We start from the raw sequence: 22,934 nt of genomic DNA, 5'->3' as shown, positions 1-22,934 counted from the left end.
AAATTCATTCTTAAATACCCCTCCTATAATCTTCTACCCCTCGAAGAGCCAATCCCACCGCTACAGAAAACGATCCTCCCATTTCTTCCATATACGGTTCTAATTGAGGGTTATATTCTATATTTTTCCAAGGATTTCCAACAAAAACCTGTCGCCCTGTTTTTTCTTTGAAAAAATCTTCTATTCCCCTCATAAGAGAAGTGCCTCCGGATAAAATAATTTTATTTATTTTTCTATGCGCATGTTTTTTTTCATATGAAGTAATAATACGCTGAGCTTCATTTAAAATAATTTCCAGACTCGAAAAAGTCATTGGCATTCCTTTCTTCTTAAAAAGATCTTCGTTTTCTTTTTTTATTCCATCTGCACGAGATTTTGAAATGTTCATCCCATCAGCAATCGTTTCAGTAATTCCTTTTCCACCAGCATCTATAGTTCTACTAATTCGAACAACCCCATCTCGCGCCAAAACAAGATTACATGAATTATATCCAATATCGATAACAAGAACATCTCCTTCCATTCCTCCAGCAAGACTTCGTACCAATGAAAATGATTCTAGCTCTATAGCATGAATTTGATATTGTGCTCTTTTAAAATATGAGCTCATCATAGCAACATCATTCTTAAGAGCTGCTACCAAAAGAACTTCTTGAGTATCTTTCTTGGAAGATTTTTCTTTTTTTTCTTTTTCAAGGGAAGATTCGGGAATTATTCTTTCTTTTTGAGATTCGCTTTTTCTTACCACCTCCCAACTCAAAGCAACGTCTTCCATATCTGTAGGAACGTATTTACTCGCCTCAAATTGCACAGCTTTTTCAAGATCTTTTTCTGACATTTCTGGAAACTCCAAAAGAGCGACTAATCCATTTGATCCTGGAAGTGAAATATACAAACGGTTTGCTTTTATTTTCATCTCACGAAGAAGTGCTCGTATAGCCACATCTACCGTAGGAGAATCACCCGTATCAAGAGAAGGGTCTCTTATTAAAATACTTCCATAATTAAGAAGTTGAACTTTTTGTCCCTCAAAAAGAACCTCGACTGCTTTTATAGAAGAAGTTCCTACATCGATTCCAAGGAAAACATTTTTTCGAAAAAATTTTGAAAACAGCTCCATATTTGTATTTATCTCTTTTTTCTTTCTACGATTATTTTATACTAAAGATATCACACTTTGAAAAACTCGCCAAGCCCACCAAAAACATTGACATTTCAGCGAAAAATCATACAATGAATTTCTATTCATCATTATTTTATACCTTCATGATTCCCTCCTTAAACCGATTTACTTTTCATGCAAAAACAAGTCTTCAAGAAGCAGAGAAGATTGCTTTCGGATGTGGGAAAGCTAAAATATATCCAGAGCACCTTCTTTTGGCAATTTTTTTGCGTCGAGGAAGTGTTGGGGCTTCCGTATTAACCGATATCGGGCTTCAAGAAGATTCCTTTGCTTTTCTTTTTGAAAACACATCCCTTATAAAAAAAACGAAAACAATTTCAAAAAAAACCATTCCTTTATCTGAGTCTCTCAAAGAGATAGTTCTCGCATCTTTTCAATTGGCTAGAAATACCAAAAGCCCTTTCATTGGAACTGAGCATATTGTTCGGGCCATTCTTCGTCACAAAAATAAATCCCCTGTCATTCATTCTATTTTTTCTACAGCCAAAAAACAAAGAAAAGTTCTTCCAAAAAATTCCCGCTTTCAATCTTCGCCTATACCTAATGGTTTTTTTAAACCTTCCGAATTTCCTTTTCGCATACCTCAAGACAATATGAATGAGGAAGAAGAAATTTCAGCTTTAGAAGAATTTTGTATCGATCTCAATGAAAGATCTTCTGATAAACGCGAACTTCCCCTTGTTGGTCGAGAATCTGTACTAAAAAGAATGATTAATATTCTTGGAAGAAAAACAAAAAATAATATTCTTCTTGTAGGAGATCCCGGGGTAGGAAAAACAGCTCTTGTTTCAGGATTAGCTACGTTATTAGCTTGTGATAAAATTCCCCAACTTAAAGGAAAAATTATCCATGAAGTTGATCTAGCAATGATTGTATCAGGTACGAGTTTTCGTGGCGAATTTGAAGCGAGAATAAAAGATATAATTCTTGAAGCCACTCAAGATCCTCGAGTCATTCTTTTTATCGATGAAATACATACCCTTATCGGAACGGGAAATGTTTCAGGATCTCTTGATGCAGCAAATATTCTTAAACCCGCTCTTGCTCGAGGAGATGTGAGATGTATCGGCGCTACGACTTTTTCTGAATATAAAAAACATATAGAAAAAGATAGTGCTCTTGATCGCCGATTTCAACGTGTGATTATAAATGAACCGACTCGTGAAGAAGCTATCGAGATGCTCGATGGAATCAAAGAAAATTTTGAGAAACATCATAAAATAACTTTTACCAAAGAATCCGTTACCACAGCGGTAGATTTAAGCATTCGTCATTTCACCGATCGTTTTCTTCCTGATAAAGCCATTGATCTTTTAGATGAATCAGCTAGCTCAAAACGGTCTCAACTTGGTGATAGTATTAGCCCTCAAGAAAATGACATATTCTCTCTTCGAAAAAATATTGCCGATGCTTTAAAACAGAAAAAGGAATGTATTGAAAAAGAAGAATATGAAGAAGCGATTGAATTAACTGCACGAATTAAACATTTTAAAGAAAAATTATTCGTCCTCAAAGAAGATTTAAAAAACACTGTGCAGAAAAAATTTCCAGAACTTAGTTCAAATGATATAGCCACAACAGTATCAGAAATAACAGGTATTTCTCAAAAGAAAATACTTTCTCAAAAAACAAAAAATATTACTTCTCTTGAACGAGAGCTCAATCGTCACATTATCGGCCAAAAAAAAGCAACTGATAGTATTGCTCGTTCACTTATGCGATCTTTTTGTGGTCTTTCTGATCAAAATAAACCTCTTGGATCTTTTCTTCTTCTTGGTCCCAGTGGCGTTGGAAAGACTTTGACTGGAAAAATTCTTGGACAAGCACTTTTTGATCGTCCTGATGCACTTATAAAAGTTAATATGAGTGAATTTCAAGAACGCCATCAACTTTCCGGCCTTATTGGTGCTCCAGCTGGCTATATTGGTTATGGAGAAGGTGGAAAATTTACTGAAAAAGTCAGACAAAGACCTCACAGTGTCATTCTTTTTGACGAGATTGAGAAAGCGCATCCAGACATTCTTAATATTCTCCTTCAAATATTAGAAGAGGGTACATTACAAGATGGTGAAGGACGTAATGTTTCTTTTCGAGAAAGTATCATTCTTATGACATCCAACATAGGATCTACTCACATTAAAAATCTTTTTGAAAAAAAACTTGGCTTTTCCCACGACAAAAAAGCTTCTCGGCCAAAATTTTCTCTCATAGAATCCAAAGTTCGACAAGAATTACAACAAGCACTTCGCCCCGAGCTTCTCGACAGATTAGACCAAATAATTATTTATCGTCCTCTTACACTTTCTAATCTTCAAAAAATTGCGAACATAGCTCTCGAAGGAATTGCTCAACGACTTAAGAATAAAGAGTCTGATCTTGTTTGGAATGAAGAAGTTCTTTCTCTCTTAGCGAAAAAGGCATATAAACCAAATGCAGGAGCTCGTTATATTCGAAAAATAACTCAGGAGATCATTGAAGATCTCATCGCAAATGCAATTCTTAGAAAAAAAATTGTTTCCAAAAAAATATTTCTTGAAGTAAAAAATAATAAAATTGTTATTGCTTCAATTCTCTAAATATCTTTTCGTTGTGATACATCTTTTTCCTTTTTTTCTTTTTCCAGCATCTTGTTTGTGTTGTTCCAAAAGAACAGGAGATCGCTATCTTTGTAATTATTGTCGAGATCATCTTCCTATTCAAACAAAGAATACATGCCCTGTGTGTCAAAAAGTTGAAACAGATATCGGACAAAAATGCCTAGCTTGTTATGAAAAATCTCCTCTTGAGGGAGTTTTTGGAGCACTCTCTTACAAAGAAACTATCGTCAAAGAATGTATTGAAACAGTTAAATATCGTTTTATCCCCTCACTTCTAGAGCCTCTTAGTATTCGTCTCGCCAACAGGCTTCGATTTCTCCCCATTCCTCTTCCTGATCTTTTTATTCCCATTCCCTTACATCCTTTTCGTTATCGTCATCGAGGCTTCAATCAATCAGAATTTATCGCGAAACATCTTTCCTATTATCTTCTTCCTGAAATATCTTTTCCTATTCGAGATGATATCCTCAAAAGAATACGTTTTACAAAATCTCAAGTAACCATGCAATCTCGAAAAGAAAGAGTCGCTAACCTCAAAGACGCTTTTTCATATAATAAAAATTTATCCCCCGAAGAAATTTTAGGGAAACGTATTTGGCTTATTGATGATGTTGCTACTACAAACACAACACTTTCAGAATGCGCCCTCGTTCTCAAAAATTCCGGCGCAAAAGAAGTATGGGGAATAACACTTGCTCGCTAAATTATATTTCTTTATTTTTAAAGATATATTTTTCTACGTCAAATTTACGATTACAACCATTAGCATTCATATAACGAATTTTTCCAAAAACAGGGCGGTCAAACCAAGCTCTATCATGAACCCCTCCAATTGACCACGCAATACCCGCATAACCGTTCGGATCTCTTCCATCAAGTTCATATTTATCATTCAAAGATATTGCTATTTTCAACGCATCTTCAGGACTTTTCGTCCATTCAAGAATTTTTTTAGCCCAATACATTCTCATATATCCATGCATTTTTCCTGTTCGCACCATTTCTCGTTGAGATGCATTCCAAAGATGATCATGTGTCATAGCGTTCTCAAATTGTTCTAATGTGTATATATATTCTCTTACATCTTCACGATGCATATCGAGAGAATCCTTGGCCCAGTGAGGAAAGCCCTCGAAAGAATCATATTCTTTATTATAAAAACAAAAATTATCAGATAATTCTCTTCTTACTATCAATTCCTCTAAAAAAGAATTTTTTGATATTTCGTTACCTTTCATTTTTTGAGTTTCCAACACAACTCGTTGTGTTGATAACTGTCCGAAGTGAATAAAAGGAGAAAGATTTGACTGTCCTAAAGAATTGGGATCGTTTCGCAGATCCTCATAATGAGAAAGTTTATTTTCAAGAAAACTATTCAAAACATTCTTAGCATTCTTTTCTCCGGGAAGAATCCAATCTACCGTTTGTATTTTTCTGTTACAATTTAAAATTTCTCGAGTATTTTTCCAATTTGTTAAAATAATTTTATTCTTCCAAAGAATTTTATTTGGTCTTACTTTTGGAAATTCCGTTAGAAATTCATTGAGGAGTCTTTTAATTTTTGGCCTTATGGTATAGGCTCCAAATTCAAGCTTTGAAGATGTTTCCCAACAAGGAACAATATTATGAGTATCCACTTCAAAAAAGGCACATTTACTATTTTTTACTATAGATTCTTTCCATTCTCTTTTTATCTTCAAAGGATCGAAATCACTCACAAGAGCTCCTGCTTGTATAGTATGAGAAAATTTCAAAATCTCCTGATCTGGTTCTCCAAAAAGAAAATAAAATGGTATTTGTAAATTTTTTAAATCATCTTCTACTTCTTGAAGACCTTTGAGCATAAAATCGTATTGCCTCAAAGTTGCATCCAAAAAATTCGGAGTTAAAACAAAAACAACCAACATTGATTGTTTTAATTCTTCAGCTAACTCACGAGCATAAAGAAGTGCCCAATTATCTTTTATTCTTTGATCACGACTCATCCAATACAGTATTGGTCCTTTCTTAATTTCAGGACTATTAAGAACTCGGACTCTTCTCCTGTCTACATATCGATTCATATATACTATATTCAATTTCTATTTCTTTCTGTTTTTAAAATTTAAATTTTTAACTAATTATTACTTTTTAATCTTCAAAAAATTATTCCTTTCGGGGCGGAAGCGGAAAAAAGATACTTACTCGAGATGCATATTTTTGAAAGTCTGGATTTTTTTTCATATTTTCCTCCAAAAGAGGTATGCCAGAAATCTTTACAATAAGAAATGTAATAGCAAGAGGTCCGATAATACCTAACCATCCAAAAGGGGTTGCTAAAGAAAGGATCCAGATACCCCACCATTGAGTCACTTCTCCAAAATAATTAGGATGTCTCGTATATGCCCACAAACCTGATTGCATTATTTTTCCTTTATTTTGAGGATTCTTTATAAATTTTGAAAGTTGGAAATCTCCTACTGATTCAAACAAAAATCCATACATCCAAATACAAATACCTATTCCATCTCGCAAGTCCAAAGACTCTCCTTGAAAAATAATTCCAATAACAGCGGGACTTACAACCAAAAGCAAAAGCGTTCCTTGAAGAAGAAATACCTGTGCGTATGTTCGCATATAAAACCATTTTCCCCATTCATTTCTCCATTTTTTATATCGATAGTCCTCTTCCTTCCCTCTATTTCGAAGATAAATATGTCCCGCCAAACGAAGCCCCCAAATACTTACAAGAATACTTATTAAAAATCCCCTATTTTCTGAAAAATCCTTCAAAAAATAAGAAATCCAAACCACTAAAATAAAACCTAATCCCCATGCAATATCAGCAATATCACTTCGCTTTAAAAGGAGAGCGATAAAAAACCACAGTGTCATATAAAGAAAAATAGCAAAAGAAAGAATGCTATAGTTCTCTAAAAAAAATTCCATACACTTTTAAGAAAAATATTTGTTTATTATTAAACTCGAAACAGCAACTGTACCAGTAAGTAAAGCCCCCCATAACAAATCAACTAAAGTAACTATTGTTGGCCATCCTTTGAGTGTTGCTTGATTGGTAAGATCATAAGTGGCATACATAGCAAGTCCAAAAAAAGCCCCATAGAAAAATGTTTTTGAAAGGCTGAAATTTCCTTCAAGAGAAGGAATAATAACAAAAAAAGCCAAAGCTACCACATAAAGAATATAAAAAGGAATGGCTACGAAAAAATTGGGACTTTCTGCCATAAGATGCCCTATATGACGCGCATAGAATTTTTGAGCCATGAGAGTGAGCCATATCGAATCAATTGTCAAAAGAACTATTATTGAAGATAGCGTCGTAATAAAAAATGTTTTCATAAAAATAAAAAATTATAATTCTTTTTATTACTATACTCTTTTTTACTGCAAAACAACATCGGATTCTCGTTCAATATTTTCTTTTAAAGCAATATATACTTTGGGCGTCATCATTGAACGATGAAAAAGTTCTTCTAATAAACGTGATTCTGTTTCGAGCAAAGATCGTCTTGCGAATCTTTCCGAGAGAATTTTTGCTTCTTCGGAAATTTCTTTTGTTACAGCTTTCATTTTTTCCTGAGAACCCGCAAGAAAGATTTCGTATATTTCTCGTATATGAACGAATGATTTCTTTCCAAACAAAAGAGGTGCATGTTCTTCATCCATATGCCTCAAAGCTCGAAGAACGGCTCGAGATAAAATTGTTTGTGTTCGATAATACAAATATCGATCTTCCGTTGAGGGACCTCTTTTTTTAGCATTTAACATCCCGCTTATCCAATGAAAAAGTCTGCTAATTGGATCTATTATTTCTTCAGAGGGGTCTATTTCTTGATTTCCTAATTCTGTTCGCTCATATTGAAGAGTAAGCTTAGCCAACACTCGTCGATACACCCGCTCATTCACCTCAGAAAAGTCATACAATGTGTCTAAAGTTTCTCTTTCTACTCCAATTGCATAAAGACGCAAAATTCTTTCTCCAAGAAGAGTGTCTTCTGTTTCAAGTTTTTTAACACATAATGAACATGCTTTTTTAAATTTTTCTTTATGCTCTTTTTTCAAAACATTTGCGGTGGAAGGTTCGATATAACCCTTCTTTGAAAATCGTTCGATTCGTTCAAGAGCTTGTAAATGCAAAAGTGCGTTTGCTTCTTGATATTCCAATTTCTCCATCTCACTTAAAGATCCGATATTTAATTTTCTTGCCAACCACGTTATCGTCGTTGCTTTAAGGAAAAGTGTAGTAAAAATACAACCAATAGTAAGAGCAAGAATAAATTCTTTTGGAGTTGATTCAAATGACCAACCAGAAACATACAAATCATCAGGAATAAGAAGTACCATGGTAATCGCCAAAGCGCCTCGAAGACTTCCCCACGCTAATAAATGCTGCCAAGAAAAAGGAATAAAATCTTCCTTTTTCATTTTATTTAAAATCCATACTACAGGATAAATAGAAAAGGCTCGAGCAACAGCAACAACAAGAACCGCGATAATAATAGGAATACTAAAAGGAAGTAGTGATATAGGAAGTGCTGCAAAAATAAATCCAATAAGAAGAAATACTAATGAATTAGCTAAAAAAGCTGATTCTGTCCAAAACTTTTCTACAAATTCCTGCGCATGAGGTAAAATTTTCGCTCGTCCATAATTTCCTATTACCATGGAAGCGATTGTTGTTGAAATAATAGCAGAGAGATGAAAATGATGTCCAAACCAGAAAAAATGCTCAGAGATATAATCGGAAAGAAGAAAGGTAAAATGTGCCAAAACAATCATAAGTGCAATCTGAACAAACTCATTTGATCGCGCATGATCAATAGCTTTTACAAAAAAAGCACTTATAATAATTCCTAAGATAATTCCTCCAAAGACCATCACGCTAAAGTCCAATACGCCCCAAAGAATTGATTCTGATCCATGCCAACCATGTTCAGCTATTCCCAAAACAACAAGAAAAAGAGCTACTGCTGTACCATCATTAAAAATACTCTCTCCCTCAAAAAGCAAAGTGAGTCGTCTCGGTGCTCCCACTTCTTTAAAAAGCGCCAATACAGCAACTGGATCAGTAGCACTAATAAGAGCTCCAAATAAAAAACATAAAAGAAAAGAAATCTGAAGCCCTACAAGAGGAAATAAAAGGAAAAGCATTAAAGAAATAAATCCTGCAGAAAGAAGAAGTGAGATAATAGAAAGAGCTCCAATAGAGCGAATATTTTCAAACAATCTTCGAATATCAATATTATATGCCGATTCAAAAATTAATATCGGAAGAAAGACATAAAGAAGAAGTTCTGGTGTTAATGTAAATTCCCGAAGAAAAGTAAAAGGGCTTAACGTACTCAAAGGAACAAGAATAAATGTTCCCACCGCAACCAACAATACTGTATAAGGAAACTTCAATCGAGAAGAAAGAAAAAAAACAGCACTAGAGATAGCGAGGAGAGAAAAAACTGATAAAAGTGCTGGGAGTGTAAATGTCATATTTCCTTCTATTATATTTGTAATAAAAAAATATTTTTTCTTATTTTTTTAAAAAGAAAAAATACTAAAACGTACTTTACACCCAAGAAGTTTAATTTTGCAAACCATCTCCAAAAAACTCTTCTTTTTAATCCTGCTTTTGCTTTTAATAAATAGATATTTGAGGCATCTCTTGTACACTAAAACTACCCAAAAGATTCTTTTTTATTTTATGATAAGTACATTTTTTATTATCCTTTCTCATTTTTCTTTTTACGTTTACGTATATACCTTGTTTTTCATTTAAAAAATCGTACATACAAAAACTTTGAAAATTGAATAGCTTTTTTATCAATATATATATACATCCAATACGAAAAAATAATTAAAAATCCCAAGGAAATAATAAAAGCAAAAAGAGCAGAAATGTTATAAGAAAAATAAAGATGTAATTGTAAAAAAATAAAACTTGTAAGAGAGCCTAAAACGATAAAGTGTAAAAGATAAAAAGAAAAAGAAATTTCTCCAAAAAATACAAAATACTTGTAAGAAAGAATATTTTGAGCTTTCTTACAACAAAGTAAAGCCGCGATAAAAAGAAATGCTCCTATAGTATGATACAACGCAGTAGCATTTTTAAAGATCGGATCATGCATATTTTCATAAAAAGTTCCTATGGTTGCAGTATAATCTGAAGGAAAACCTCCCAAAAAAAGTCCAGAAAATAACAATCCTCCAACCATCCATTTTTTTCTTGAAATCTTTTCTAATAAACCTCTTTGCGATGTTGCTATATCACTCAAAAGCATTCCAAGAATAAATGCTAAATAATATGTTTGGAAAAAAAATATCATACCTACTATATAAACAATGCTTCTTTTTTTCATAGTTCCAAACAAAGCAAGAAAAGCAAAAACAAGTAAAGAACCGAGGAATTCAAATGAAATCGTCCAAAGTACAATATTATAAGGAAATACATCTGAAAAAAATGAACCTATAAATCCCGCATAAAGAGCATCATAAAAATTTTCTTCAAATGACCAAAAATCACCGAACCAAGTTGATCCAGAAATAGACGCAACTTGACTATTAAAAAAAAGAGAGAGTTTCATCAAAAAAAACACGAGGAAAATAGAGAAAACAACAGGAATCATAAGGCGAACATATCGTTTCACAATACTTTCTCGCACACTTTCGTATTTTTTTTCTAAAAAAAATTTATAACTCAAAACAAATCCACTTAAAACAAAAAACAAGCATACAGCAAAATTTCCATTATAAAAAAGACTAAGAACCGATCCAGACATAAATTTTTCTACGTCTTTTTGAAAATGGTATGAAAAGGAAGAACCAAAAAATAAAGCCGGATAAAAAGCTAAAATAAAATGATGCACAACTACAACTAAAGAAGCTATTCCACGAAGCCCCTCAAGATAATATAATCTCTCCATAAAAAATAGCCCGCTATTTGAATTTAATGACAAATATCAGAAATGACTTATTAAATATTTCTTCTCTGAAAAATACTTTCTTCTTTCTATCATATATTCCAAAAAACTAAAAAGAATCAGAGAAAAAAAGAAAAAGAAAATACAAAAAAGCAATATTTTGAAATATTAATAAAGGTATTCCAGCGATAAAATACCAATGCCGTGTTTTATGATGAAAAGAAAACATACCAAGATAAACACCAATCCCTCCGAATAAAATAGCTATAAAAAATAAGGCGCCTTCAGAAATCCTTGTCTTCCCTCCCTCCTTTTTTGAAAGGTATTTATCAAAAAACATCAAGAGGAAAGAGCCTACATTAATTGCAACAAACACACTTCCCCAAAAAAGAAATATTTCGCTCATAAATATTTATGAAATAAAAAGTTCATTCACTCGCGAAAGTTTATCAAGAATGGCTACTTCTTCCACACACCACTCAGAATATTTTTCCGGATGTTTTTTTGTTTCTTCGACAAACCAATTCCAATCTACCCACATAACAGCCTCTACTTCTTCAGTATTAATAATGGGCTCACTATCCACCATTCCAATGAGTATGGGACAAATTTCATTTTCCATAACCCCTTTGTGAGTAAAACAATATTGATAAGGAGCAACTTCTTCAATCCACAAAGGCTGTAAACCTAGCTCAAAATCCAATCTTCTTTTGGCAGCGCTTACAGTATCCTCATTTGGTTTTGGATGTCCACAACAACTATTCGACCACATAAGAGGCCATGTCTTCTTTACATGACTTCGTTGTTGAAGTAATAATTTTTTATCTGATTTACGAAAAATAAATGTTGAAAAAGCTCTGTGTAAAGGTGTTTCCCTCCCATGTACTTCACTCTTTAGCATTGTTCCGATGATATTATTTTTTTCATCTATTAAAACAACAAACTCCCGTTCTTGCTCTTGCTCCATAATTACTACAAATTTACTCCATTAAGCAAATAAAAAATATTATTGCAAAAATAAGTATACACTATTTTTCTTTTATAAAAACATATAATAATTCAGTTATACATTTAAAAAAATTTGTAATCCATTCCATTAGCTTGATAAAAATACCATTACCTTATTATACTATAAACATTCGCATAAGAATGTAGCAATTGTATAAAGGGACTGTTGCCAATTTCCATTTTCTACTGCAATTTCCAAATTTTCACTGTAAATTCAATGAAAATTTGAAGTTTCATTTACAAAAGGAGGTTAACAACAGTCCCATAAAGATTTTTATGAAGCAAAAAAAGAAAATTTTTCATTCTCCCGCTATTCTTATCGTTCTCGATGGTTGGGGAATTCGAAATGAGAAAGAGCATAATGCTATTCATGATGCCTCTACGCCTTTTTTTGATTCATTACTTCGTACCTATCCCCATTCGCAATTAGATGCTAGTGGTCTTTCTGTTGGTCTTCCTAAAGGACAAATGGGTAATAGTGAAATAGGACATATGGCGATTGGAGCTGGTACTTCAATCGACACAGACTTAGTTCGTATTAACAAAGCCGTCTCTCGTCACGAATTCAATTCAAATACGGCATTTATAGAACTTTTTAATCATGTAAAGAAGTACAATTCTACCCTTCATGTGAAAGGACTTCTTTCCCCTGGCGGTATTCATAGCCATGAAACACATCTCTATGAGTTTCTTCGTGCAGCCAGAGACGCAGAAATAAAAAAAATAGCCATTCATGCCTTTCTTGATGGAAGAGATGTTTCTCCTCAAAGCGCAGCTGTCTATCTAGAAAAACTTGAAGATATTTTAGATGATATGGGTGTTGGTCATATAGCAACAGCTTCTGGAAGATTTTATGCTATGGATAGAGATGAAAACTGGGATCGTCTTGAAAAGGTCGAGAATGCTATCTTTCAAGGAAAAGGAACAAAAGAATATCATAACGAAAAAGCCTCCCAAGTCATCAGAAATCTTTACAAAAAAGGTATTGTTGATGAACATGTTGAGCCTGTCGTATTTCTCGATTCCGAAGGAAAAAATTATGCCCTCGAGCCAAATGATGGTTTATTCTTTTATAATTTCCGAGCAGATCGAGCAAGAATGCTTACAAAAAAATCTCTCGAATACGCAAAAGCAAAAAATATATATTTTGTAACGCTTACTGAGTACGATGAAACACTCGCTTATCCTGTTGCTTTTCCCTCTTTTCGTCCAAAAAAAACACTCGCTGGAGAAATTTCCCAAAAAGGACTTACTCAGGCACACATAGCTGAAACAGAAAAATATGCCCATGCCACATACTTTCTTAATGGAGGTCGAGAGCTTCCTCACGAAGGAGAAAGACACATTCTTGTTCCTAGCAGAAAAGATATTCCCACGCATGATCTAGCCCCAGAAATGCGAGCAAAAGAAATAGCTGATAAAGCGCTAGAAGAAATCCAATTAGGTACTGATTTTATTTTCATAAATTTTGCTAATGCTGATATGGTTGGACACACTGCAAATGTTCCTGCTATCAAAAAAGCTATCGAGACGGTAGATCGCGAACTTCAAAGAGTTGTTGAAAAAACAATCGAAAAAGGGGGTTTTGTTTTTATTACAGCTGATCATGGGAATGCAGAACAAAATTTTGATCACAAAACGCAAGAAAAACATACAGCTCACACGACAAATCTTGTACCTGCGATATTAACAAAAAAAGAATATACTTTGGAAAATGGCACACTTCCCGATATTGCCCCAACCATACTTTCTCTTATGAATATTCCAATCCCACCCGAAATGACTGGAAAAATTCTCTCCAAAAAATAAATACCTAAAGGCAAAAAAATTTTAAAGGTATCTCTTTCTCAAGAGCTCCCCTACCAATACCCCACACTACTACATATTTAACTAACCTACTTAGACTAAAAGAATCTCTCTATTAAAAACATATCTTCTATGAAAGCTCTCCTCCTGAAAAAATTTCGAAGAGATTTCCTTCTCTTTTTTTCCAAAACAAAAGAATCTATTTTTTGGATCGCTTTTATTCAATTTTGTATTCTCTCCGTCACTATAACCATAGGATATTATTCTCATAATCTTCCTATACATTTCGGTCAAAATGGCATCATAGCTTGGGTCTCTTTTTCTTTTCTTTTTCTTCTCTCTATTTTTTGTGTTTATATTGCCTCTCGTTTCTATCAAGCAAAGAAAAAATTTTCTTCTGTTTTTTTCTGGATTTTTCTCGGCATAGGATTTCTTTTTCTCTCCTTTGATGAAGTTTTTATGCTTCACAATCTACTTGGACAAAACATTCGAGATTTCCTTCATATCATCACAAACAAACAAACAAGTCGACTTGATGATATAATTGTCTTTTCTTATTTTTTGATAGTTTCTCTTTGGGTATTCTTTTTTCGCAATAGTTTTTATACTTTCAAAGAAACACGATCTTTTCTTTTTCTTTCCACCATCTCTTTTCTTATTATGATTTTTTTCGATTCTTTGGGAAAAAGTAAAGAAAACACAACTTTTTTTATTCTCTATACTATTTTGGAAGAATCTTTTAAAATCATCACTGAAGGACTTCTTTTGCTCGTACTTATATACTGCCTTCAGAAAATCAAAAAAATTAAGTAAAAATTTATTTCCTACTTTTAATTGCATAAACACTTACTATTTTTTCTTTTTGCAAATAACAAGATTATTTAAACCCAATTGAAAATATCGATGTTTAATATCGATAAATCCTGCTTTTTTTATAAAAAGAAATAACTCCTTTTTATCAAAATAGTGCTTATGATCAAGTATTTCTTCTTTGTTTAGGATATGTATTTTGTAAGCTAAAAATTCAAGCAACCATTTTGCTTTTTTGTCTGGAGTGGTCATAATAAAAAATCCTCCGGGTTTTAAATTTTCAAAAATCTTTTTCAAAACCTTTTCACACTCTTTAGGATAAGGTAAATGCTCTAATACTGCCAAACAAATAATAACATCGAATTTCTTATTTATGAGAAGAAAATCTTTTCTTGAAAGTGTGATGTTTTTTCGAACTTTCCCTTCAATCTTTACATTAAAATCAAAGCCGTAACCTTCTTTAATTTTATCTGCAATACTCAAGAGAACTGACCCCTGTTGACCACAACCCACATCACAAAAAGTTTTTTTATCGGACAAAAAAGGTTTTATAAATTGCGCTCTCCAAAATGAAGTTAATTTATCGAAATAATTCCAGGAAGTCTTTCTTTTTATTGTTTTCATATTTTAATCTTTATACGTATATAATCCAATATCCCCACTACGAAATATTTCTTTAAGATGTTTTTCCCTAAATCCCAAATATCCTTCAAAGCTTTGTAAATATAATTTTGAGGAAAAGGGGGAGACCTTTTCCGCTCGTCTACTAACATTTTGCCAATATTTAATACTATTTTCTTTATAAATAAAATAGTAAACATTATGTGATTTCATAAAATCCACAATCACATCTCCCTCATATCTTTGACATAAGAAATAAAAAAGTAACATATAAAAATCATAAATAATTCTTGAATGAGCATTTTGAACATAATAATTTAAAGAAAGTCCGTAAGAATCCCAAATTAGTCCGGGAAGTTTTTCCTCATTAATAAATTGTGCCACTTCAAAAAGATTATAGTTTCCATTATTTTCCAAAATAAAAAAAGTTTCATTATAAAAGAAGCTAGTGAGACGTAATGGTACTATCGTAAAAACCAACACAAAAAAAGAAATTCTAAAAAGGAGAGAGAAGATATTTTTTTTGCTCAAAGTATCGCTTAAAATTAAAAATAAAAGAAGAAAAGCAATAAAACTATAAAATAAAAGAAGGTTACTAAAAAAAATCCAAAATAATATTTGAAGAAAAATAAGAAGAAAAATAAGAAAAATTTTTATATTTTTATATTTTCTTTGAAAAAGAAAAAAGAGAAAAGGAAATGAAATTAAAAATATTGGCCCCACATTCAAAGTATCAGAAAAATTTTCTTTTTCATAATTAAATGTCAATCGAAATGGTAATGTTGCGTAAAATTTCCAATCCCTAGTATCTTGATTCTCCGCCCAAACAAAACCATCTGCAAGTTGTTCTCTTAGATGATCGGAATAATTCCTCCCTATCTGTTTAAAGAAGACATCCTTTCGAGATAAATAATCACCGAAAGCTGGTTCTATGGGATTTCCTGAAAAAAGAACATTTTTCAAAGCCCAAGGACTAAATAAAAGACCTACAAAGAAAATGCACAATATACTATTAAAAAATCTTTTTTTAAAAGCAAACTCTCTTGGAAAGAAGATGAGTACAAAAAGAATGCTCGGTAAAATAAGAGAAAAAAAATTGTATTTTACTCCAGCAGAAATTCCTAAAAGAATGAAAGAAAGAATCATTAATTCTTTCTTTTTTTGTTCAATAAATTTCAAAAGAAAATATATTCCGCACATCACATAACTCCAAAAAATAAGATCGATCTTATGATCAAAAAGCATCCAAAATGGTATAGAAGAAATCGAGTACAAAAGAAGAAGATAATATTCTTTCGATCGAACAAAAAGAAAGCGAAAAAAAAGAACTAAAATTCCACCCAAAAGAAAATAAAAAACAACATTTATACCAGCCGAGACTTGGAATCCTCCGAGAAGATGTCCGAAAGTAAAGAGCATTTCTCCATTCTGTGGGAATCCATTTGTTAGCCAGTATGGAAAATTCACAATACGATGATTTTCTGCATAATTGTGAGAAAATCCTTGATAGGTATGAAGTTCATCAAAACCAATTGGGAATTGCGAGAAGAGACTCGTCAGAGTTAAAGAACAAAGAATAAATAATGCCAAAAAAGAAAAATTTTTAAATGAAAGAAATGGTCGGATTTTCCACTGAAAATGTACCGTCCCCATCTCATCAAAAAGTTGGAACCACTCCTTTCGAAAAAAAATAAGAATACCGAAAAGTATTATGTAAACGCTCCGTGAATACAATAAACCGATCATTCCCAAGACGTACATCAAAAACATAAGAATTCCAAAGCCAAAAAGGCTCGCCAGAATATATCTTTCAAGAAGTCCTAAGGTCTTTATTTGAAAATATCGAATAAGAACACTACCCAAAGAAAATCCTAATAAAACGAAAAAAAAGATAAGAATAAGAGAAACTACATTATTAACAACTATTTGAAAATTTTTTGAAATAAGAAAAATAAGAACAATCCACAAAAGTGAAACGGTGAAAAATGAAAGGATAATCTTTTTCAGAGAAATTGAAATTATTTCTTTATGTTTGAAATAAAGAAATAATGAAAAGAATTTTGGTAATGGTTTTTTAAAAATTGCAAACGTCAAATAAATACAAAAAAAGAAAAAAGCTCCTATACAAAAAATTAAACCAAGAAAAAGAAGAATAAATAGCCCATCGAGAAGGGCTATTCTATAATTTTCATAGAAATAGAAATAAGCAATGAGAATTCCAAACGTCCAAAGACCAAAAAGAATTACCGGGAAAATCTTCCAAAACTTTCGTATTTCATCCATATTATACCTGATTTCCTTTATTTACACATTCCGCATATCAATATATTTTTTATTCTCGAAAAAAAATAAATACCTCACCTTTTCTCATGATATTCTTTTTCAGAATTAATCCGCCATAGAGATTCTTTACTTGGAGAATTCGTAAGCATATGCTCAACAGATCGAATCGCTGAAAGCATGGAATGATCTTGATTGTTGTAGGTATGTGTTCCATTTCTTCCTATAGGATAAAGATTCTCTAAAGAAAGAAGATATTCCTTTATTATAGAGAATTGTTTATAGCCACTTCCTATGTAAGAAGGATAGGCTTTTTCAACTCTAATAACAATACCATCCAGAATATTTTCTAATGAAGTCATTTTCATTTGAACTAATTCTTTTTTTGCTAAAGAAAGAATTTCTTCATCGTTCATACTCCAAAAAGCATCATGTTTATTCGTAAAATATTCCAATCCAATCCATATTGTTTCTTTTGGATTTTTCACCATAAAAGGACTCCAGTTGTTATATATCTGAATTCTTCCTACTTGTAATCCTGGTTCTTGTATGTATATCCAATTATCTTTGATTTTTGTTGAGGGTAAAAAAGAAGAACAAAGTATTCCGACTGTTATGAAATCACGGTAGGTAAGTTCTTTAGAAATAGCTTGAACTTCTTGAGGTGGCTGATCTTTCATGGTGTGAATGAGCTCAGAAATGGGCATACTTGAAAAAACAAAGTCGGTGTTTATGGTGAATTTTTCTTGAGTTTCTTTGTTTTTTATTTCTAGAGAAGTAACTGTATTTTTTGAAATATATATATTTTCTATCTCATGATGAAAAAGAATCTTTCCTTTTCTTTTTAGTATGTGTTTTGCTACGAGTTCCCACATTTGTCCTGGTCCATATTTTGGATAAAGAAATCTTTCAATAAGACTGGTTTCAATTTTTTTGGAAGACAGAGTTTTTTTTGAAAAACAGGTATGTAATGAATGAGAAATAACCTTTCTCAAAGAAAGTCCTTTTATTCTTTGTGCTCCCCACGTAGCTTGTATGTTTTTACAGGAAGTCCCCCATACCTTTTCGGTATATTCTTTAAAGAATAAAGAATAAAGTTTTTTTCCAAATTTGTTGATAAAAAAATCTTCTAAAGTGTTTTCTGGTTTCCTTGGAAAGAGTTTATGAAAAATATAGGAAAAGGCTATAGTAAGGGAAGAAAAAAAACCGAGATTCTTAAGGGTCTCTAAAGTAAATGTTATGGGATACGTAAAGAATGTATTGGCATAGAATATTCTTGAGATTCTTTTTCGAATAAACATTATATTTTTAGGGAGATTCTTTTTATACTCTTTTTGAGAAATAAAGTGAAAACTCTCTTTGGGTAAGAAATGATCATTGTTTTTGTCGAGTATGGGAAGTATTTCATTCCACCAAAGCATTACCTCATCTGATTTTGAAAAAAAACGATGACCTCCTATGTCAATACGATTTCCTTTAAAGGGAATTGTTTTAGAAATTCCTCCAACAACAGAGTCTTTTTCTATAATAATAACTTGGAGATTACTTTTTCTCAGTATTTCAAGCGCTGCTGTAAGACCTGCAGGACCAGCACCTATAATGAGGGCTGTTTTTTGACTTTTTTTCATTCCAATTCAGGCTATCAGATTAAATCGATTTTTTATTATAAATTACTAAAAATAATTCCACAAGAAACAGGATTAACAAGAATTTTCATTTTTACCTTCTTCTTTATATTCTCCTACAAAATCATCTTTCTTATTATTTTCGAAACGATTTTTACATATTTTCTCTTGAGGCATTCTCTGTAATTTCACACCACCCCCTTCATTATTATGAAAATAATTACTTTCAATACTATTATATATACCATCTTCTTCTTTATCCCCTCCCAAACGAATCCCCGCTCCAACATTTCCAAATGATTCATTCTCTCGAAAGATATTTCGATTTCCACGACTATCTAATCCCGCGGATTGAGAATCTTTCTGACCCGTACAAGAATTATATTCTACGATATTTTCCGAGGATCCTTCTTTGATATCAATGCACTCATTTCCTTGAGTATCGATAGTATTATGATGAATCCAATTAGCATTTGATGCATCAACATCTCTCGTAAGATTTTTATCTTCTGTAATTTGTTCTGGAGCTGTTCCTATATAAATACCTTCACCATTTTTTCCTCCCCCACCAAAAACAAAATCATATACACCACAAGAACGAATAGAACTATAGGCAATTTCATTCTCATGGGAAAAATATTTTATACGAATACATTCACCTCCGGCATTTTGAAAATTCATAGAAAGAACTTTCATACCCGTTACACCAGAAAGAACTTCCGATCCTTCGATATAAAGTAGTTTACTTCTATAATGCATTTCTTGATTTCCCTCTCCAACAAGGCCATCAAGAGTAAATCCTATAAGATGGATAAAACTGTGTCGAATTTCAACAATTTTTTCCCGATTACCAGCTCCCTTTATGATAGAATTTTTTGTCCCTTCTATAATAATGGGTTTTTCTTTTTTTCCCGAACGAATAGAAATAATATCTTGATAATACTCTCCTTCCAAAAGAAATACTCGATCTCCAGCATCAAGGATATCGACGGCTTTTTGTATAGTCGCAAAAGCCGTCTCTTCAGAAAGACCATCAAATAAATCATTACCAAGAGGTGAAATAAAATATTTTTTTTCTTTTCTTTCAACTTCCTCTTGCTGTTCTTCTACGAAGATTTCCGATGTTACCTCAATTTTTTTATTAAAGAAAACAAAAAAAATTATACTAAGACCTATTGCTACAAAAAAAATGCTACTCATTTTCATAGAAAATTTCTTTTAAAATAGCAAAAAATAATTTTATATTATAATTTCTTAATTCAAGAAAAACGACCAAATCTTCTTTTTTAATAGCCAACAATCTTTTCTTCTTTAGCTCGTATAAAAGGCACTTTATCCTTTTTTACCAAAAACAAATTCGAACCATCTTTTATATGTATATTAATTTTATTGTTAACAAGTACATTTTCAAAGGCATAATTATCGAATGATTCCTGATACGCATAAATACCTTTTTTACTTCCAGTAATCATATTTTCACCAAAGAAATTCTGTCGAGATTCCCTGTTGGCACGGATACCAATTCCATTTTCAGTTAGAATATTATTTACAACAACGTTATCGATAGAATTATACAACGCAACTCCATTAATATTTCCTGAGAGAGTATTTCCTTCCACTAAATTATTATTAGAAGATCGGTCTAGCATAATTCCATGCAAACGATTATATTTTGAAACATTTCCTCGAATAATATTTGAAAAGCATCGTTTTGAAGTGATTATTCCATGATTTCCATTATAGGTCGCTCTATTATTTTCGATCAATAAATTATTCGAATCATCATGAGGATCAAAACCATATTCAACGTTATAGGAAACATCATTTCTTGTGAATATTCCCCCTGTCATACCATAGGTATATAAACCAAAAAGATTATGATGAATACTACTTTCATCTATCACGCCTGTTGAAAGTTCATCTCGAAAAGAATCATCCGAAATCTTCCATGAAACACCATAAGGACCCCCAAAGGGTTTTCCTCGCTGAGGAGAGCCGAAATAACCAAGGTAGGCAACTTCACTTTTTATAATATCCATTCTTCCGCTTAATTTCTGTAAAATATAGCTCCTTCCGTCTTCCCAATTACTATCATAATTATTATTTTCCTCATCCCAAGAAGTAATTTTAGTTCCTTGTATAAAAATATTTCCTCCCTCCGATTTTATCCAAGAAAAATCATTTACTCCACTTCTAAGTTTCAGCCATTTTACATCTTCTCCTTCCACAAGAAGAGTAACCCCATTATCAATAAAAAGATTTTTTCGAAGAATAAATTCTCCGTTTCCTAAATTTTCTAGTATTGAAGGGTTTCTTAATCGATTTGTTAATTCAGGAATAGTTACAAAAGATCCTTTTCCACTTATTCGTATCGCATTCTCTTTTGGATAAGCAAGAGCGACAAATCGAGTTCTACTTTTCTCACGATACCAATTCCAATTAGGAGTCCGGAGATCTTTTACAGGAATAGCAATTCTTGTTCCTGAAAATACTCTTTCAAAAGGTTTTAATACTATTTTTTCTTCAGTATATAAAGATGTTTCTTGTTCAAGAAAAAATCTTCTTCTCACATCAGAAAGCGTTTCTCCTGGTTGGATACGATAGTATCCAAAAGCATCAGCTTCAATCTTTTCTATCAATGTATCCCGAAATATTTGAGCTTCTTCTTTTGAAATATCCACGAGAGTACTTTGATCTTCTGTTTTCCAAAGTCTTTTTTCAGCACGTTCTTCTGCAGCAAAAATTTTCTGTTGCATTTCTTTTAGATGAGATAATGATCCGCTATTCATTTGAAATCCTACAAAAAATAGACCAACTAAAATAGCCAGAGTTGCAATATGAGCGGAAGTATCTCGAAAGAAAACAAAGGCTTTCAAACGGCTTTTATCCCACCTAGTAATCCAACCTTGTTCATCCACAGTAATCAATGTATATATTTTTATCATCCCAAGAAAAAAGCAATAAAACACATAGAGAGGCAAAATAAAAATATCCTTAGGATAATTTTTTAAATGACCGAAAATTTTGATCGCTCGACTTACCATCCACCAACAAAAAATAATAGAAGCTACCAACCAATCACCTCGGTACAGTGCAATGATAAAAAATATCGGACCAAAAAGAAGTGTAAATGGCTGCACAAAGCGATCTAATATATGAAAAGCGAGAAAGGGATTTCTCCATAACCATCGAGAAAAAGTTGCCTTAAGATCAGACCTCCAACTATTTCGCGTCCACCGAACCTGTTGTTTCGTGTACGTTTTCATGTCGCTCGTTCCTGGTGTATAAACAAGAGCATTTTCTACATATTTTACCAACCATCCATCACGTTGCACGAGACCTGTTAATCTTTTATCATCACCACTAATACATTTTTTTCCCAAAAATTTCTCTTGCTCTAGCTCATGCGTCAAATGTTCGATAGCGCTTCTTCTATAGATTCCAGTTCGTCCAGAAATACAAGAAAGAGCATTCCCAAATGCCGCTTGATAAATCAAATCATTTCCATATCGATTAAAAATATGGATACGAAATAATTTTCGCGCCAAAGTTTTTGGCTCAAAAACATCTTGACGAGGAGCAACTCCTCCGACTTTAGGATTTTCAAAAGGACCGAGAACTTTACTTTTAAACTTTCTTGTCCAAATGGTATCACTATCAACAAGTGCTATCATTTCACTCTTTGAAGCCTTAATTCCATCAACGAGAGCAGCTCTTTTGCCATATTTTTTCGTAATTATAAGCGTTGCTTCAGGGCATCCTTTAGAAAACTTTTTAAAAACTTTGATACACATGTTATCCGTAGAATCAATTACAGCTATAATTTCATCAGGCTTATTACGTTTCCACGAATAAAGAGCTTTTTGAAACATCTTTGGATCTTCATTGTACACAGGAGTTACAATTGCCAAAGTTGCATCATATTTTCCTTCAGGAATACGATAAAAGAGAGCTATAATTTTTTTAAAAGCCCATATTGACCATCGCCAAACACCAATAACACCCAAAGGAACATATCCCCACCACAAGGAAAGATGTTCCTGAAAAAACGAAATTGATACAAAAGAATTCACCAAAGTTTCCATACAGAACG

Annotated in this window: 17 protein-coding genes; 4 read left to right on the top strand and 13 right to left on the bottom strand. The window is 32.5% G+C overall.

The genetic code is table 11. The features are described from left to right. Nucleotides 1–10 precede the first annotated feature (10 nt). Nucleotides 11–1,120: a type IV pilus assembly protein PilM gene (pilM, locus tag IPN70_03255; protein QQS60885.1), complete on the bottom strand. Its 1,110-nt coding sequence runs from the start codon at nucleotides 1,118–1,120 to the stop codon at nucleotides 11–13. 146 nt (nucleotides 1,121–1,266) lie between these two features. Here pilM and IPN70_03250 point away from each other — a divergent pair, with 146 nt between their 5' ends. Both IPN70_03250 and IPN70_03245 read left to right on the top strand, forming a co-directional pair. Then, nucleotides 1,267–3,759: an ATP-dependent Clp protease ATP-binding subunit gene (locus tag IPN70_03250; GenBank protein QQS60884.1), complete on the top strand. Its 2,493-nt coding sequence runs from the start codon at nucleotides 1,267–1,269 to the stop codon at nucleotides 3,757–3,759. Nucleotides 3,760–3,772: 13 nt separating this feature from the next. Continuing rightward, nucleotides 3,773–4,483: a ComF family protein gene (locus IPN70_03245; protein ID QQS60883.1), complete on the top strand. Its 711-nt coding sequence runs from the start codon at nucleotides 3,773–3,775 to the stop codon at nucleotides 4,481–4,483. A gap of 1 nt (nucleotide 4,484) precedes the next feature. On the opposite strand, the gene IPN70_03240 is transcribed toward IPN70_03245, so the two are convergent. The 7 genes from IPN70_03240 to idi all read right to left on the bottom strand — a co-directional run bounded on the left by IPN70_03240 (nucleotide 4,485) and on the right by idi (nucleotide 11,658). Continuing rightward, entirely contained in the window at nucleotides 4,485–5,843 is a 1,359-nt protein-coding gene (locus tag IPN70_03240; GenBank protein QQS60882.1) for a deoxyribodipyrimidine photo-lyase, read from the bottom strand. Nucleotides 5,844–5,925: 82 nt separating this feature from the next. Next, nucleotides 5,926–6,708 carry a DUF1295 domain-containing protein gene (locus IPN70_03235; GenBank protein QQS60881.1) on the bottom strand — a complete coding sequence of 261 codons (783 nt, stop codon included), beginning with the start codon at nucleotides 6,706–6,708 and terminating at the stop codon, nucleotides 5,926–5,928. 6 nt (nucleotides 6,709–6,714) lie between these two features. After that, a complete protein-coding gene (locus tag IPN70_03230; protein QQS60880.1) occupies nucleotides 6,715–7,119 on the bottom strand; it encodes a DUF2177 family protein in 405 nt (134 codons plus the stop codon). Between the two features lie 42 nt (nucleotides 7,120–7,161). Then, on the bottom strand, nucleotides 7,162–9,264 hold the full coding sequence (locus IPN70_03225; protein ID QQS60879.1) for a sodium:proton antiporter: 2,103 nt from the start codon (nucleotides 9,262–9,264) through the stop codon (nucleotides 7,162–7,164). Between the two features lie 278 nt (nucleotides 9,265–9,542). Beyond that, the gene (locus IPN70_03220; protein ID QQS60878.1) at nucleotides 9,543–10,694 is read right to left on the bottom strand and encodes an acyltransferase; all 1,152 of its coding nucleotides are present in this window, start codon (nucleotides 10,692–10,694) and stop codon (nucleotides 9,543–9,545) included. Between the two features lie 106 nt (nucleotides 10,695–10,800). After that, nucleotides 10,801–11,097 carry a DUF1294 domain-containing protein gene (locus IPN70_03215; GenBank protein QQS60877.1) on the bottom strand — a complete coding sequence of 99 codons (297 nt, stop codon included), beginning with the start codon at nucleotides 11,095–11,097 and terminating at the stop codon, nucleotides 10,801–10,803. A gap of 6 nt (nucleotides 11,098–11,103) precedes the next feature. After that, entirely contained in the window at nucleotides 11,104–11,658 is a 555-nt protein-coding gene (gene idi, locus IPN70_03210; GenBank protein ID QQS60876.1) for an isopentenyl-diphosphate Delta-isomerase, read from the bottom strand. Nucleotides 11,659–11,975: 317 nt separating this feature from the next. Between idi and IPN70_03205 the strand changes: the two genes are divergently transcribed. Further along, nucleotides 11,976–13,508 (top strand): 2,3-bisphosphoglycerate-independent phosphoglycerate mutase, encoded by a 1,533-nt coding sequence (locus tag IPN70_03205; protein ID QQS60875.1) that lies wholly within the window; start codon nucleotides 11,976–11,978, stop codon nucleotides 13,506–13,508. 129 nt (nucleotides 13,509–13,637) lie between these two features. Beyond that, nucleotides 13,638–14,318 (top strand): hypothetical protein, encoded by a 681-nt coding sequence (locus tag IPN70_03200; GenBank protein ID QQS60874.1) that lies wholly within the window; start codon nucleotides 13,638–13,640, stop codon nucleotides 14,316–14,318. Between the two features lie 36 nt (nucleotides 14,319–14,354). Here IPN70_03200 and IPN70_03195 read toward each other — a convergent pair whose 3' ends face one another. From IPN70_03195 to IPN70_03175, 5 genes are all read right to left on the bottom strand, one after another. Then, nucleotides 14,355–14,939, bottom strand: coding sequence for a class I SAM-dependent methyltransferase (locus IPN70_03195; protein ID QQS60873.1), 585 nt, complete (start codon nucleotides 14,937–14,939; stop codon nucleotides 14,355–14,357). Nucleotides 14,940–14,942: 3 nt separating this feature from the next. Further along, nucleotides 14,943–17,219 (bottom strand): glycosyltransferase family 39 protein, encoded by a 2,277-nt coding sequence (locus tag IPN70_03190; protein ID QQS60872.1) that lies wholly within the window; start codon nucleotides 17,217–17,219, stop codon nucleotides 14,943–14,945. Nucleotides 17,220–17,293: 74 nt separating this feature from the next. Further along, complete coding sequence (locus IPN70_03185) at nucleotides 17,294–18,844, bottom strand: NAD(P)/FAD-dependent oxidoreductase (GenBank protein QQS60871.1); 1,551 nt, start codon at nucleotides 18,842–18,844, stop codon at nucleotides 17,294–17,296. A gap of 72 nt (nucleotides 18,845–18,916) precedes the next feature. Then, nucleotides 18,917–20,041, bottom strand: a complete 1,125-nt coding sequence (locus tag IPN70_03180) for a right-handed parallel beta-helix repeat-containing protein (protein ID QQS60870.1) — start codon at nucleotides 20,039–20,041, stop codon at nucleotides 18,917–18,919. 86 nt (nucleotides 20,042–20,127) lie between these two features. Next, entirely contained in the window at nucleotides 20,128–22,926 is a 2,799-nt protein-coding gene (locus IPN70_03175) for a glycosyltransferase (GenBank protein ID QQS60869.1), read from the bottom strand. Nucleotides 22,927–22,934: the final 8 nt, after the last annotated feature.

This window comes from Candidatus Moraniibacteriota bacterium (genome assembly GCA_016699795.1).
GTDB lineage: Bacteria > Patescibacteriota > Minisyncoccia > Moranbacterales.
Note: the sequence above shows the minus strand (reverse complement) of the source record. Positions and strands in the feature narration are given on the sequence as shown.

What these genes read in the sequence shown, in the direction of transcription:
- pilM (QQS60885.1), bottom strand. Translation starts at nt 1,120, where the DNA reads ATGGAGCTGTTTTCAAAATTTTTTCGAAAAAATGTTTTCCTTGGAATC.
- IPN70_03250 (QQS60884.1), top strand. Translation starts at nt 1,267, where the DNA reads ATGATTCCCTCCTTAAACCGATTTACTTTTCATGCAAAAACAAGTCTT.
- IPN70_03240 (QQS60882.1), bottom strand. Translation starts at nt 5,843, where the DNA reads ATGAATCGATATGTAGACAGGAGAAGAGTCCGAGTTCTTAATAGTCCT.
- IPN70_03235 (QQS60881.1), bottom strand. Translation starts at nt 6,708, where the DNA reads ATGGAATTTTTTTTAGAGAACTATAGCATTCTTTCTTTTGCTATTTTT.
- IPN70_03230 (QQS60880.1), bottom strand. Translation starts at nt 7,119, where the DNA reads ATGAAAACATTTTTTATTACGACGCTATCTTCAATAATAGTTCTTTTG.
- IPN70_03225 (QQS60879.1), bottom strand. Translation starts at nt 9,264, where the DNA reads ATGACATTTACACTCCCAGCACTTTTATCAGTTTTTTCTCTCCTCGCT.
- IPN70_03220 (QQS60878.1), bottom strand. Translation starts at nt 10,694, where the DNA reads ATGGAGAGATTATATTATCTTGAGGGGCTTCGTGGAATAGCTTCTTTA.
- IPN70_03215 (QQS60877.1), bottom strand. Translation starts at nt 11,097, where the DNA reads ATGAGCGAAATATTTCTTTTTTGGGGAAGTGTGTTTGTTGCAATTAAT.
- idi (QQS60876.1), bottom strand. Translation starts at nt 11,658, where the DNA reads ATGGAGCAAGAGCAAGAACGGGAGTTTGTTGTTTTAATAGATGAAAAA.
- IPN70_03205 (QQS60875.1), top strand. Translation starts at nt 11,976, where the DNA reads ATGAAGCAAAAAAAGAAAATTTTTCATTCTCCCGCTATTCTTATCGTT.
- IPN70_03200 (QQS60874.1), top strand. Translation starts at nt 13,638, where the DNA reads ATGAAAGCTCTCCTCCTGAAAAAATTTCGAAGAGATTTCCTTCTCTTT.
- IPN70_03195 (QQS60873.1), bottom strand. Translation starts at nt 14,939, where the DNA reads ATGAAAACAATAAAAAGAAAGACTTCCTGGAATTATTTCGATAAATTA.
- IPN70_03190 (QQS60872.1), bottom strand. Translation starts at nt 17,219, where the DNA reads ATGGATGAAATACGAAAGTTTTGGAAGATTTTCCCGGTAATTCTTTTT.
- IPN70_03185 (QQS60871.1), bottom strand. Translation starts at nt 18,844, where the DNA reads ATGAAAAAAAGTCAAAAAACAGCCCTCATTATAGGTGCTGGTCCTGCA.
- IPN70_03180 (QQS60870.1), bottom strand. Translation starts at nt 20,041, where the DNA reads ATGAGTAGCATTTTTTTTGTAGCAATAGGTCTTAGTATAATTTTTTTT.
- IPN70_03175 (QQS60869.1), bottom strand. Translation starts at nt 22,926, where the DNA reads ATGGAAACTTTGGTGAATTCTTTTGTATCAATTTCGTTTTTTCAGGAA.